Source organism: Negativicutes bacterium, assembly GCA_018052945.1.
In the GTDB taxonomy this organism is placed as follows: Bacteria; Bacillota; Negativicutes; order JAGPMH01; family JAGPMH01; genus JAGPMH01.
The window spans coordinates 22,332-37,480 of sequence record JAGPMH010000014.1 but is presented as its reverse complement, the minus strand read 5'-3'; the positions used below and the strand labels follow the sequence as shown (position 1 = coordinate 37,480).

10 protein-coding genes and 1 other annotated feature are annotated in these 15,149 nt (G+C 32.1%); all 10 genes read left to right on the top strand.

What is annotated here, in order from left to right; all coding sequences use genetic code 11:
- Nucleotides 1–3,428: hypothetical protein (locus tag KBI38_03750; protein ID MBP8629181.1), on the top strand; the 3,428-nt coding region annotated here is incomplete at its 5' end.
- Nucleotides 3,429–3,444: 16 nt separating this feature from the next.
- Nucleotides 3,445–4,515, top strand: coding sequence for a zinc ribbon domain-containing protein (locus KBI38_03745; protein ID MBP8629180.1), 1,071 nt, complete (start codon nucleotides 3,445–3,447; stop codon nucleotides 4,513–4,515).
- A gap of 23 nt (nucleotides 4,516–4,538) precedes the next feature.
- Complete coding sequence (locus KBI38_03740; GenBank protein MBP8629179.1) at nucleotides 4,539–5,444, top strand: zinc-ribbon domain-containing protein; 906 nt, start codon at nucleotides 4,539–4,541, stop codon at nucleotides 5,442–5,444.
- Nucleotides 5,445–5,458: 14 nt separating this feature from the next.
- Nucleotides 5,459–6,730, top strand: a complete 1,272-nt coding sequence (locus KBI38_03735; GenBank protein MBP8629178.1) for a hypothetical protein — start codon at nucleotides 5,459–5,461, stop codon at nucleotides 6,728–6,730.
- 14 nt (nucleotides 6,731–6,744) lie between these two features.
- Complete coding sequence (locus KBI38_03730; GenBank protein ID MBP8629177.1) at nucleotides 6,745–7,302, top strand: LemA family protein; 558 nt, start codon at nucleotides 6,745–6,747, stop codon at nucleotides 7,300–7,302.
- Nucleotides 7,303–7,312: 10 nt separating this feature from the next.
- Entirely contained in the window at nucleotides 7,313–9,175 is a 1,863-nt protein-coding gene (locus KBI38_03725; GenBank protein ID MBP8629176.1) for a DUF2207 domain-containing protein, read from the top strand.
- A gap of 26 nt (nucleotides 9,176–9,201) precedes the next feature.
- On the top strand, nucleotides 9,202–9,855 hold the full coding sequence (locus tag KBI38_03720; GenBank protein MBP8629175.1) for a hypothetical protein: 654 nt from the start codon (nucleotides 9,202–9,204) through the stop codon (nucleotides 9,853–9,855).
- A gap of 188 nt (nucleotides 9,856–10,043) precedes the next feature.
- Nucleotides 10,044–10,270 (top strand) — a binding site (T-box leader).
- Nucleotides 10,271–10,316: 46 nt separating this feature from the next.
- Nucleotides 10,317–13,835 carry a pyruvate:ferredoxin (flavodoxin) oxidoreductase gene (nifJ, locus tag KBI38_03715; GenBank protein ID MBP8629174.1) on the top strand — a complete coding sequence of 1,173 codons (3,519 nt, stop codon included), beginning with the start codon at nucleotides 10,317–10,319 and terminating at the stop codon, nucleotides 13,833–13,835.
- A 123-nt stretch (nucleotides 13,836–13,958) separates the two neighbouring features.
- Nucleotides 13,959–14,843 (top strand): YicC family protein, encoded by an 885-nt coding sequence (locus KBI38_03710; GenBank protein ID MBP8629173.1) that lies wholly within the window; start codon nucleotides 13,959–13,961, stop codon nucleotides 14,841–14,843.
- 34 nt (nucleotides 14,844–14,877) lie between these two features.
- Entirely contained in the window at nucleotides 14,878–15,144 is a 267-nt protein-coding gene (locus tag KBI38_03705) for a DUF370 domain-containing protein (GenBank protein ID MBP8629172.1), read from the top strand.
- Nucleotides 15,145–15,149: the final 5 nt, after the last annotated feature.

The following is a 15,149-nucleotide window of genomic DNA, read 5'->3' as shown; positions in this document are numbered from 1 at the left end:
TTAATAAAGACGGCTTTAATAAAGATAGAATCAATAAAGACAGAATCAAAAAAGACGGATTCAATAAAGACGGATTTAAAAAAGATGGATTCAATAAAGACGGATTTAACAAAGATGGATTCAACAAAGACGGCTTTAACAAAGACGGATTCAATAAAGACGGCTTTAACAAAGATGGATTCAACAAAGACGGCTTTAACAAAGACGGCTTTAACAAAGACGGCTTTAACAAAGACGGGTTTAACAAAGATGGGTTTAACAAAGATGGATTCAATAAAGATGGGTTTAACAAAGATGGATTCAATAAAGACGGATTTAACAAAGATGGCTTCAACAAAGACGGATTTAATAAAGATGGATTCAACAAAGACGGTTTCAACAAAGATGGATTCAATAAAGACGGCTTCAATAAAGACGATTTAGCTCAAGGAAAAGGCAAAAAAACTTCAACTACTACTACGGAAAAACCTAATGCTAACAAAGAACAGCTAAAGGAAAATAATGAATATGATGAGTTTGGCTATAATAAAAATGGTTTTAACAAAGATGGTTACGATCGAGATGGCTATGATTTAGACGGTTTTGATTACAAAGGTTACAATAGGAGTGGTTTTGATCCTTGGGGCTATAATAAACAAGGTTACAGTAAAGACGGGTATCATTGGACTGGTTTTAATAAAGATGGTTATAATAAAATGGGTCGTCACTGGAGCGAGAATCCGGCCGAAGGTGATAGTCCGTTTAATGTGGATACTAGAAATCCATTTGATGGTGGTCCTGTTGTTATTGGTGAATGGAAACCAACCAAACCAGCTTTAGGAGAACCGTATCCAAGAACTTTGGAGAAATATGGTGCAAAACCATGGACAAATGAACCAACTGAGGAAAAATCGGCAGGTCAAATACCTAATGATTCAAAAGAACACTCTATTTCCAACACTAAAGAAAATACGTCAAAAGATAGTGATATTATTGGTCCAGAAGATCCTATGAATACATTGAAAAATCATGGTATTAATAAAGAAAAACATCCTGAAAGCATTCCAGAGGAAAATAGCATTAATTCTGATGCTGTAAAAAATGATGATATAGGAAATGATACTGGTGATAATGTTAGCAATACTAATTCCCCTAAAGATGGCGAGAAAAAAGTGCTTACCGGTGCTACCGATGGTCGGAGTATAGAAATCGAATATAATAGTAAAACAGGTGAATGGGTAAACACTGAAAATGGTAATATTGTTGATCCAGACAAATTTGAAAAATGGCAAACTGATTTAGCGGAAGATAAAAAACGAATACTAGAAGATATTGAAAAAATGAGTAAAAGAACAGATTCTAATAGTAAAGCTATTGATGAAAACTTGAGCCAATGGAAAAAGATAGAACAAATGCAAAAGACTGCTGAAAAATATGGCATTGGTGAAAAAGGTGGTCCTGGCGATGTTGAAAAAGCTATTCAAGACTTAAAAAATGATATGTTAAATAATAAGAGTATTGATCAAGAAAAATTAGCTAAAATTAATAAAGTTATTGACAGTAGAATCAAAGGTGAAACTATTGCTGACAATGGAGAACGCTGGACCGAAGTTCCTTGGTATAAAGATATTGATTCGGCATTAAAAGCTAATACCGAAACGGCAAAAAATATTGTTACTGGGCAAGATTCTGAAGGAAATACTTCGTGGGGCGGGATTATAGGTAGAACAGCAATAGGACTTGCTACAGGTGGTTCTTCAGAGTATATTATGACTGTCGCCGAGGCTTTAAGTAGAGTTAAAGATGGGATTAATAATAATGAATCTGGAACTAAGGCTACATTAAAAGCAATCGGAATGGTAATTGCTGAAGAAGGTTTATCGAAAGTGCTTGAAGGAGTAGGTAGTATAGGGGCAGATGAGTTTGCTAGAAGATTTCCGGTTTTAACGAAAAAACTTGGCGATGCTATTGAAAATGGGCTTGTAAAAATTAATGCAGTTGACCAAGAACTAAGTAAAAAACTAGGATTGATAAAAAACAGTGGTGTGGGTGAAGGTTCTAATATATTATCAAAACAAGGCGCAACTGCTAATAATAATCTTGTTAATAATTCAAAAGATAATATTCCTAAGCAAGGTGCTGATAAAATTGATGATTTTAATGTAAGTCCGGTAAAAGATTCTATGGAAAGAACTGATGTTATTAATACTACTGAAGAAAAAATAATAAAATTAGACAAAAACGATATTAATACAAAAAACAAACCAGGTGAATTAACTAGTAAAAACAATCCTGATACTGAAATGTCTAAGTCCAAGGATACGCTTACTCAACAAGAAATAGCTGTACAGAAAAAAATCGAAAGTAAAATTGAAGATTTTGATAAAATTCCAAAGGAAAAGCAGACAGAAATTATTAAAAAGCAGGCTGAATATGAGGAATATAAAATGCAAGCGGAAGAAAAGGTTTGGAAGCTATCTGATAAAAAAATCAAAAATCATGAAGACATAACAGTTGATGATATTTTAGATTTAAAAGCTGATCCAGCCGCAATGAGAATTTTAAAAGACGTTGATAAAGTTGATGGAATAAAAGGTGATTTAGGTTCCGAAGGTGCGAAAAAGATTAGAATGGAATTTAATGAAGCAATTGATTCTAAAGTTCATCAACCCTCTTATCGGGAGGTAGAAGGTCAACTATCAAGTAAGTATGGTGAGGTTAGGTTAGAAACAGTACGAACACCTGAAGCTAAAGCACCGTGGGATGTTAATACTGATAATGATGTAGTAGCTTTACGAAAAGTTACAAACCCAGATGGAACTGAAGAATGGGTAGAGATTCCACGTGATGAGTGGGAAAAGCTTTATTATAAAGCTTATGGTGATAGAACTGGCTATAGCCCAGAACAAGCTGCTCAAAAATTCCCTTGTGTGGATTGGAATAAATTAGATGATGCTGGAAAGGTTCAAAAATGGGCGGAGCTTCATGGTGAAAATGCCACTGATGTATATCATCCAGAAGCTGCTAGGGATTTTAACACTCAAAGAACAGCAATATTGAAAGGAAATGCACCGGATTGTGCAACGGCTCGACAAGCAGCGTTAGGACAACGTGAATTGTTAGATGCAGAAGCTTTTGGAATGATGGAAAAATACAAAGTAAATCATTATTGGGAAAAAGGAGATATTGTTAATAAAACAGAAGCATTAGAGCAGTTAAGAAAAGCTGGTAATCAGATAAAAAATATTGAACAAGGTTATAAAAATATGGGCTATAAAATTTCTGATATGCCAAGTAATATGGAAAAGGGGCTGGATATTATAAATGACCGTAGTTTAGCTCCTGATACAAGAGCTGAGTTATTAAAAAGTATAGGTTATGATACCCCCGGTGATTTTGTCAACAAATTGACAAGTCGCTTAAGTTCTTTAAAAATTGCTAAAAAGTAATAAGGAAGGTTAGAAAATGGACAATAATTTAGTTTTCAAGCTAAACTTTGATGATTTTAATCATCTTTTTAAAATTTCAGGGCTTAGGGGAAATAATCTTTCCCCTTTTAAAACTGATATAGAACAGAGCACCAATGAAAATCCTTCAAAATTTTTTCAAGAGTTATTAAAAAGTGATAGTTTGCAGGAATTCTCAGAGATAATATTAGAACCTGATTTAGTTGTTAATTTTAAAAGTGGTGGTTCGATATCAGAAAAAGATTATTATCAAGTGTTTTTTTCTAAGAAACATAGTAAAATTATTGCTCAATTTAAAAATAGTGAAAATCAGTTTATCAATATATTATTTAAAAATTTCAATAATTTCATGAGTTGGTGGTCGGACTTATATTGTAGTATAGGACAAGAAGGTTACAATAATATTATTTCAGGAAATCAGGAGTTAGAGACAGTTATTTGCTTTTTTGCGGGACTGGATTTTTATAAAAGAGCTAGCCTTGAGAGTATGTTAGAGTATAATCCTCAAATTAATAACAGTATCTACATTAATGACTTTTTAGATTTAATTAAATCTTCTTTAGCTAGTGCTGATACCAGATGGTTATTACCTACGTTATTTGAACTTAATCAAACCTTAAAGAAACAACAAATTTCATTGCAGCCGAAGCATCTTGAATCTTTAAAAAATCTCGGGTTTTTTACTACGATACAAAATAATACTATAACTTTAAGTAATTTAGGGCAGGCTATCGGAGTTGAATTCTTAACAAACTGGCTTGGCGCTATAGGAATTGAAATTATAACGACAATAAAAGAAGAACCAGTAATATTAGCACAAGCTTTTTTGACTGCAACCGCTTTTACTAATCATTTAATATTAATAACAGAAAATAATGATAACTATGTTTTAAATTATCAAACTAATACTAAAAATGAAGTAATTATTAATATGGAAAATCTAATCAATAATTATTGGCAAGGAACTGAGATCAATATTGATAGTGAACAAATTAAATTTTGTGGCGAATGTGGTGAGAAGATTTTGATAGCAAAGAAATTTTGTACTAAATGCGGAGCATTGTTATAATTAAGCTTAATGAAGGTGATAATGTGCTAAAAAAATGTCCGAATTGTAATAGTACTGTCAGTGATGATGATGTTTTTTGCGGTGCTTGTGGCAATAAAATAACTGATGTTACTATGCAAAATTTTAATATAGCAAATAATGAAGTTAGTCAGAAGGAGAAAATCACAAAAAATATTTTCATAGTAATATTTTTTATTATTGCGTTGTTAACTTTAATAACAGGAAGCATTTATTGGACAATATCTAAGAAACAGTCTAACCCTGTAACAAACCATAATTATAAAGAAGCAGTCACTCAAAATGTTATTGCTAGTAACGAAGATAGTGTTAATTTAGCATTAGCAAAAACATATTTGCCGAAACCTGGTTTAAAGTGTGAATTTTTTTTGAATTATCCTGATGGACAATCAGGTCCAGTGACTAGGATTAGTGCGAACCTTCTCACAAACTCCAAAATTATTGTTAGTGAAAGTGAAAGTAATTTTGAAGCAGGTGCAGAATATGGTTATGGATTTTATTATCTAGAATTAAAAGATGGAGTCTATTTGATTTATGATCAAAATATAACGCACAAACCAACGCCGATTATTAAGAACAATCCAACTATTGGGCAAACTTGGACTGTTACAGATGATTTTGGCACTACAACTTGGAAAGTTGTGGCATTGAATGAAAATCTTAACCTTGATTTCAAGATAATAGAAAATTGTCTGGTAATAGAAGAATACAATGATGTTTTTGGACTCAAAACTTTAACTTATTATGCGCCTAATTTAGGAAGAGTTTTGGTAAAACATGCTAACTCCGGAGCAGAGTATTTTAAATTAATAAAATATACAGAAATTGAGAAAAATGCTGCGATAGAGGAAGTTAAGCGATGGTCGCCTAATTATATTAACATTGAAGAAATAATAAGTAAGCAACAATAAGGTGAGGTAATAGGGTGGATAATAATATTTATTTACGGAAAATTAGATATTGGCAAAAAATAATTATGGCACTGGCAATTATCGGTGGTATTTTATTGTGTTTTCAAAAAAACACCGAATTAATAAGTATGAGTTATGTTGATTTTTCTTTACAACAAAAAAATGAAATAAAGAAAAGTTATGGCTTTATTTCAGAAGATAAGAAAAGATTATCAAAGTTACCTTTAGAACAATATATTTTGGAAAAAACTAACGGGAAAATTTCAACTTTACCTGCTAATGAGTTTGTTGATTATTTTGAAAATATTAAGTTAATTTATGATGGCAAAATTAAACAAAGTAAATTTCAAGACAAAGTAAGTAGTGAAGATTTGGAACGGCTAAGTTTATATACTAATAATTATTATTCAATGCCTGTTTTTTTTACGACAAAAGAAATTCCATTAGAAAAATTTAATTTAACTAAAACAGATAAAGATTTTGCCTATATTGAAGGGTATTTTAATAACAAAAAACAATATTTAAAAGTAGAATATAATGATTATTTTACTAATGCAGGTCCTATGACTAGTATTTTTTCAGAACCACCTAGTAATATTTGGTATCCTCATCGTAAGATCGGTTTAGCAATTATTATTATTGGATTATTACTAGGTTTTTTAAGACCTAGCGTTAAGCAAAACAACAATATTATTGAATATCCTCAATCCAAAATTATTATTAGCGATATTTTAGGCTTAATGTTATTGATATTCTTTTTTGCCTTGCCTTTGTTTATTATTGGCAGTATTCCAGCACTGAATAGCGAATGGATAATATTACCGATAGTTTTTTGGAGTATGGCTATTGGAGGATTAATAATTATTTATTCTTCGGCAGTGTATGCTTCCTTTCAGCTTAGTTTTACTGAAAAAGAAATTTTAATTGCAACTGCTGGCAATTTTAAAAAGTATCAATTTTCTGATATTGTTAAATTTGAACAAGTTACCATGGAAAATCCCAAATGGTTTAAACGTTTATTCTTTTGGGTATTGTTATTATCATTGTTATCAGGAAGGGCTACTTCTCCTGGTTCCGCTGGTTCATATATGTTAGCTAAGAGTGCAACATATCAAGGGCTGGCAATATATTTTAATGATGATACCATCCAATATATTTGGTTTACTGATGCATTAGGAAATGTTTTATTGCCTCAATATCAAGAAATTATTAAAAGGTTAAAGGAACAGGGGATTATACTGCTTAATAATGAGAAAGTTATTGAAAAATTTTTACCACTACCATAAAAGGGGGATATTTTATGACAAGTATAATAATAGTGATTGTGCTACTTTTATTAATTGGTGTTTTTTTAATGGTAACATATAATAGTTTGGTAATATTAAGACAACGAGTACAAAACTCTTGGTCGCAAATTGATATTCAATTAAAACGGAGACATGATTTAATTCCTAATTTAGTAGAGATAGTTAAAGGTTATGCCAAGCATGAGCAAGAAACTTTTGAAAAAGTGACAGCTGCGAGAACTGGTGCTATTAGTGCGCAAAATATTAATGAGCAATTAGCGGCGGAAAATATTTTAAGTGGTGCCTTAAAATCACTATTTGCGGTAGCAGAGGCTTATCCTGAGCTAAAGGCTAATACTAATTTTTTAGAATTACAGTCACAACTTACTGATACTGAAGATAAGATCTCCTTTGCAAGACAGTTTTATAATGATACTGTTCAAAAATTTAATACTAAAATTGAGTTGTTCCCTTTTAATTTAATAGCCGGATTTTTAGGCTTTGAAATGGTTTCATATTATTCGTTAGGACCAAGTAGTAGTGAAAGAGATAGTTTAAAAATTAATTTTTGAGGATAATAAAATGAAATTATTTATTAATAAAGTATATCGTAGTTTAATTGCTTTTATTTTTTTTCTTATTATAGTATCATTTTTTAATACTGCTAAAGCAGAAAGATCAATAGAAATAAAAGATATTAAAATTGAGGCGCAAATTTTAAATGATGCTTCGATGAACGTTACAGAAAAAATTACTGTATATTTTAACGGTAAATGGAACGGTTTTTATATTAATATTGCACAGAGTAATAATAACGTAATCAGCGATATAATTGTCAGTGAAAATAATCAGCCTTATAAATTCAATCAAGGCTCAAAATATGGTCCTCCGGGAACATATTTAACAAAAAAAGATAATGATAAAATAATCGTTGATTGGAGTATCAATGCTGAGAATCAGCAAAGAAATTTTGTTGTAAGTTATAAAGTGACAAATGCTGTAAAAATTCATAATGATATAGCTGAATTTTATCGAAAGTTTATCAGTGCTACTAATAAACATAATATTGACGATGTTAGCATAAAAATAACTTTGCCTAATGCTTCGCAATCATACATTAAAGGTAAGGACATTAAAATATGGGGACATGGCCCATTAAATGGTGAAATAAAATTTCTTGATGATAACCAAGTAGTTTTAAGTAGTGAAGATTTTAATGCTAATCAATTCTTAGAAGCTAGAATAATTATGCCAACAGCATTATTCAATAATGTACCTTCCATGGTTTATACTAATAAGAATGCTTTAGAAGAAATTCTCAAAGAAGAATCAAAATGGGCTAGTGAAGCTAATAATAAAAGAATGATGGTTAAGTTAGAAATAATATTAAGTATTTTATTAGTATTTGCGACAATAATACTTACGGCATATTTATGGATAAAGTACGGTAAAAACCATAAAACAGTTTTTAATGGTGAATATTGTAGAGAGTTACCGGCTGAATATACTCCAGCTGAATTAAGTGTTTTATGGAATTTTGATAAAATTAAAGCGCAGGATATTACAGCAACTATTCTTGATTTAGCACGGCGAAAATTTTTGAAAATTGACGAAGAAAAAAGCGAAGAAAAAAATATTATTTGGAAGAATAAAATTATTACAAGGTATAAAGTTAGTATATTAAACCCAACGGCAAACAATTTAAAACAACACGAACAATTTTTATTAGATTATTTTAGACAACATCTTGCTTCAGTTGAACAAACTTTTTATATTGATGAAATCGAAAGTTTTTCTAAAAATCACAAAAAATCATTTTATAAATTTTGGTTATATTGGCAAGAAGCTGTAAGAATTGAAACTGAACAATATAAATTTTTTGAACCTCCATCTAATATGCCTGTAGTAACGTTAATTAGTGGCTTAATTATATTTATTTTGGGTTGCATTGTAATTCAAGAGCAGCGGTTTCTTGGTAGCGGATTAATAATTTCCGGAGCTATCCTTGGTTTAGTACCGAGATTGTTTAAGCGCCATACTACTGAAGGTAGAGAAGATTTTGTAAAATGGCGTGCTTTTAAAAAATTTTTAACTGACTTTTCAGAAATGGAAAAACACGAAATTCCGAGTTTGATTATTTGGGAACATTATTTAGTTTATGCTGTTACATTAGGAGTAGCAGATAAAGTTATTAAGCAATTATCTCTCATGTTTCCTGATATGAAAGACGGTGACATTACATTTGGTTATGGTTGGTATTATTATAATTATAATGCCAATAGCTTCAATAATTTTAATCAGAGTATGGAAAATATGATTAGTTCAATTGAAACTTCAATTGCTATAGCCACAAAAGATAATAAATCTTCCGAAACAGGTGATGGCGGAGGGTTTTCTTCTGGCGGTGGTAGCGGAAGTGGTGGTAGTAGCTATGGTGGTAGATAGTAACATGATAATAAGGTGGTTATAATATGGTCTGTTCGCATTGTGGTGCTGATTCACCAAAAAATAAAAACTTTTGCGTTGAATGTGGAAAAGAAATAAAAAAAAACAAACTTGTAGGATATTCAACAAAAATAAATGATCCAGCTTTTAAAAAATATATTAAAGATACTAAAACTTGGTCATTACTTTTTGCGGTAATTTTGTCGCTAATTGTTACTATTAGTTTTTATATCTATGGTGAGACCAGTAATGAGATGGAAAACCCAGAGGCTTTGTTTATTGGGTTGATAATTAGTGCTATGTTTATAGTAATTGCACTAATTCAAGTAATTTCTATTAATAAAACAAAGACTTTTGATGGTGTGGTAATCGATAAAAAAATAGAAGAACATAGTAGAAGAAGACATACTTCCAATAATGATTATTATATTGAGGAATACTTAGTTTATTATGTTTTAATAAAAGCTGATAATAATACTATTTCGTTGAGAGCTGAGGATGATGATACTGTTTTTAACTATTTTAATATTGGCGATAAGGTAAGGCACCATGGAAAGTTAAAGACTTATGAAAAATATGATAAATCAAATGATAGTATTATTTTTTGCAATGCTTGTAGCTCTTTAAATGATATCGAAGCGGACTATTGTTTTAGGTGTAAATGTCCATTGTTAAAATAAAATTATAAATATAAAAAAGTAATGAGCAGTAAAGTTTAAAGACTGCTTATTACTTTTTTTACATAGATTGAAGTTATTTACAATAACTATATTATTATTAAAATTTATTTGCAAAAAGTATTGACACAATAGAAAAATGATGGGATAATCTACATCAGAGGTTTACAACTTTACACTTTTAAAAAACAACAAAGGTTATGATTGGGAACAAAGGTATTGGATATTTGCCACAGAGAGCCGGTGCTTGCTGAAAACCGGTGCAGATTAAATGCTGATTAAATCACCCATGAACTCTTCTCCGAAAGAATTCCGATTAGGCAGAGGCGTATTCTAGGCGTTAGCTAGGAGTCAATTGATAGATTGATATTATAGTGATAAATTAGGGTGGTACCGCGTAAAAATTTACGCCCCTGTTCAAATGCAATTGAACAGGGGTTTTTTATTTTCTAAAGGAGCGATTAATGATGGAAAAGAAAAGAATGATGAAGACGATGGATGGTAATACAGCAGCAGCTTATATTTCATATGCATTTACAGACGTAGCTGCAATTTTTCCAATAACTCCATCTAGTGATATGGCAGAACACGTTGATACGTGGGCAGCTAGTGGTAAGAAGAATATTTTCAATCAAACGGTCAAAGTCGTAGAAATGCAATCAGAAGGTGGAGCTGCTGGTGCTGTCCATGGTTCATTGCAAGCTGGAGCGTTAACAACAACTTATACTGCCTCACAAGGATTATTATTGATGATTCCGAATATGTATAAAATTGCCGGAGAGTTATTACCTGGTGTTTTCCATGTCAGTTCTAGAGTTGTTGGTTCTAATGCTATCAGTATCTTTGGTGATCATTCTGATGTTATGGCTACTCGTCAAACAGGCTTTGCAATGTTAGCTGAAAGTAGTGTTCAAGAAGTTATGGACTTAGCGGCGGTTGCTCATTTAGCAGCAATTAAATCCAGTATTCCATTTTTAAATTTCTTTGATGGTTTTAGAACCTCCCATGAAATTCAAAAAATTGAAGTGCTGGAATATGATGAATTAGCAAATTTATTAGATATGGAAGCCGTAAATAAATTTAGAAGAAAAGCTTTAAATCCTGATCATCCGGTATTACGTGGTACAGTGCAGAATTCTGATATTAATTTTCAACATCGAGAATCTTTAAATAAATATTATGAAACCTTGCCAGAAACTGTTGAACAATATATGCAAGAGATCAACAAATTAACAGGTCGAAATTATCAATTATTCAATTATCATGGAGCCCCTGATGCAGATAGAGTTATCATTGCTATGGGCTCAATGTGTGAAACTATTGCAGAAACTGTAGATTATTTAAATAATAATGGAGAAAAGGTCGGTTTATTAACAGTACATTTATATCGTCCATTTTCTATTAAGCACTTCCTACAGCAAATTCCGGAAACTGTTACAAAAATTGCTGTATTGGATCGAACTAAAGAAATAGGCTCGCTAGCTGAACCATTATATTTGGATGTAAAATCAGCTTTTTATAATGCAACAGTAAAACCAGTGATTGTTGGTGGACGTTGTGGAGTTGGTGGCAAAAATGTTACACCTACCCATATTAAAGGTGTTTTTGACAACCTAAAAGCTAGTGAACCAAAAGACAACTTTACAGTGGGTATAATTGATGATGTTACATATTCTTCATTGCCACAAGCAGAAGATATTGATACAACTCCTGCTAGTACAAAAGCTTGCAAATTCTGGGGGCTTGGTTCTGATGGAACCGTTGGTGCTAATAAAAATGCGATAAAAATAATCGGTGATCATACTGATATGTATGCTCAAGCTTATTTTGCATATGACTCAAAAAAATCAGGCGGCATTACAATTTCTCATTTGCGGTTTGGCGCACAACCGATAAAATCACCATATTTAGTTGACAAAGCTGATTTTATTGCTTGTCACAATCAATCTTATGTGCATAATTATGATGTCCTTGAAGGCTTAAAGCCTAGTGGTAATTTCTTATTAAATTGCTTATGGACAGAAGAAGAATTGGATGCTGAACTACCTGCTAGCATGAAAAAATATCTAGCTCAAAATAATATTAATTTCTATATCATAGATGCAGTAGAAATTGCTGAAGAAATTGGACTAGGTGGCAGAATTAATATGATTATGCAGTCGGCATTCTTTAAAATTGCTGATATCATCCCAATTGCGGATGCTGTAGCTTACTTAAAACAAGCTGTTGAAAAATCATATGGTCATAAAGGTGAGCATATTGTAAAAATGAATAATGCAGCAATTGATCATGGTTTAAAATCATTAGTTAAAGTTGAAATCCCGGCGGAATGGGCTCAAGCGACTGAAGATGAAACTGTTGCGGTAAGCAAAAATCCTGAATTTATTGATAATATTCTTATACCAATGACTCGTCAAGAAGGCGATAAATTACCAGTAAGTGCTTTTGCTGGCATGGAAGATGGTACCTTCCCTTTTGGCAGTGCAGCTTATGAAAAAAGAGGTATTGCTATCCATGTACCAAAGTGGAATGTTGATAAATGTATTCAATGTAATCAGTGTTCATATGTTTGTCCGCATGCATCAATTAGACCTATTTTATTAAATGATGAAGAAGTAAATTCAGCACCTGAAGGATTAGTGTGTAAGAAAGCTATCGGAACTGATAATTTACAATATCATATGGCTATTTCGCCACTTGACTGTACTGGATGCGGAAACTGTGCACAGATTTGTCCGGCCAAAGAATCTGCCTTAACAATGGAGTCTATAACTTCACAAATGGATAAGGTTGCTATCTGGGATTATGTTATGACAATAACTCCTAAAGAAAATCCGGCTAATAAGTTTACTGTTAAAGGTAGTCAATTTGAACAACCATTACTAGAGTTCTCCGGTGCTTGTGCCGGCTGTGTTCAAACGCCATATGCTAAGCTTATTACACAACTGTTTGGTGATAGAATGATGATTGCAAATGCTACAGGTTGTTCGTCTGTATGGGCCGGCTCAGCTCCTGCAGTGCCATATACTACTAATCATAAAGGGCATGGTCCGGCATGGGCAAACTCCTTGTTTGAAGACAATGCTGAATTTGGTTTAGGGATGCATATTGCAGCCAATCAGATAAGAGAACAATTAGCAATGAAAGTTAAATCCTTGATTTCCGCTAACTTAAATACTGCTATAACGGAAAAATGTCAAGCATGGCTTGCTAATATCAATAAGGCTGAGCAAACTCGCGCACTAGCTGATAATCTAATAGCAGTATTAAAAGAAACTACATTAAACAATCCTGACATTGAATTTATCTTAGAAAACAGCGATTTTCTTGTTAAAAGGTCTCAATGGTTATTTGGTGGTGATGGTTGGGCTTATGACATTGGGTTTAGTGGTCTTGATCACGCGTTAGCTTCCGGTGAAGATATTAATGTAATGGTCTTTGATACAGAAATTTATTCTAATACCGGAGGGCAAGCTTCTAAAGCTACCCCAGCAGCAGCCATTGCCAAATTTGCAGCCAGTGGCAAGAATACGAAAAAGAAAGATCTAGGGATGATGGCAATGAGCTATGGTTATGTTTATGTAGCACAAATTGCTATGGGTGCTGATAAAAATCAAACTATTAAAGCAATACAAGAAGCGGAAGCTTATCCAGGACCTTCTTTAATCATTGCTTATGCTCCATGTATTAGCCATGGTATTAAAAATGGTATGGGCACAAGCCATTTAGAAGCTAAAAAAGCAGTGGAATGTGGATATTGGTCAATGTTCCGCTATAATCCGCAGTTAAAAGATGCAGGGAAAAATCCATTTATTTTAGATTCAAAAACACCGACTGAGGATTTTAATGAGTTTTTAATGGGTGAAGTAAGATTTTCATCCTTAAAAAAACGTTTCCCAGAAACGGCTGAAGCTTTATTTAATAAAACTAAACAAGATGCTTTTGAAAGACTAGAAAATTATGAAAAACTAGCTAAGCAATAAATTTGCTGTAAGAGAAGAGATCAAAGTATTTATATACTGTTGATCTCTTTTTTTTAAAGGATTTTTACGTTATGTAGAGAATTTAACATGAGATAAGCAAAAGATAAGGCAGGTGACATTATCTTGTTAAAAAGTATGACGGGGTTTGGTCGTGGCGTATACAGCGACGAGGAAGTTAAATTTGTTGTAGAAATAAAAACTGTTAATCATCGATATAATGATATTTTTATAAAAATGCCTAAAACATTAAATCAGCTTGAAGATAAAATTAGGACAACTATTACCAGTAAAATACATCGTGGCAGAGTTGATATATCAATATCGATGGATTTGTTTAATAATAGCAATAAAAAAGTAAATGTTGACAAAAAATTGGCGATAGCTTACGATAATGTTTTAAGGGAATTAGCGGTGGCCTTAGAAATACCTTATACTACAGCTTTATTAGAAATTGCCAAACAACCTGATGTATTGGTAATAACGGAAGATGAAGCTGATATTACAATTTTTGCGGATAAGCTTAACTTGGCCTTAACTGCGGCAGTAGAAAATATTCTCCAAATGCGTACAATAGAAGGTCAAAATATTAAAAATGATTTACTAAGTCGAGTTTGTAAACTTGAAGAATTAGTTTCAACAATAAAAGTACAGGAGCCTATTATTACGAATGATTATCGCGATAAATTATTAGTAAAAGTTAAAGAATTTATTAATGATAGCAACGTGGTAGTAGATGAGGGCAGATTATTGCAAGAAGTGGCCCTTTTTGCTGATAGAATCAACTTTACTGAAGAACTAGTTAGATTAAGTAGTCATTTTATACAATTTAAAACAAACCTTGAAGTCAGTGAACCAATTGGTCGTAAACTCGATTTCATTGTTCAAGAAATAAACCGTGAAACTAATACTATTGCTTCAAAGGCCAACGATTTTACTGTAGCTAATATTATTGTTGAACTGAAAAGTGAAATTGAAAAAATTCGTGAACAAATTCAAAACGTCGAATAAAAATTATGATATTTTGCAAAAGGAGCTTTTATAAATGGATATCAAACTAATTAATATCGGTTTTGGTAATATTGTTTCTGCCAACCGCATTATTTCAATCGTTAGCCCTGAATCGGCTCCAATTAAAAGAATTATTCAAGAGGCACGTGATCGAGGCATGCTTATTGATGCTACTTATGGACGCAGAACTAGAGCTGTAATTATAACTGATAGTGACCATATTATATTATCAGCAGTCCAACCTGAGACCGTAGCACATCGCTTAGTTAATAAAGAGCATCACGAAGAAACAACTGAATAATTGCA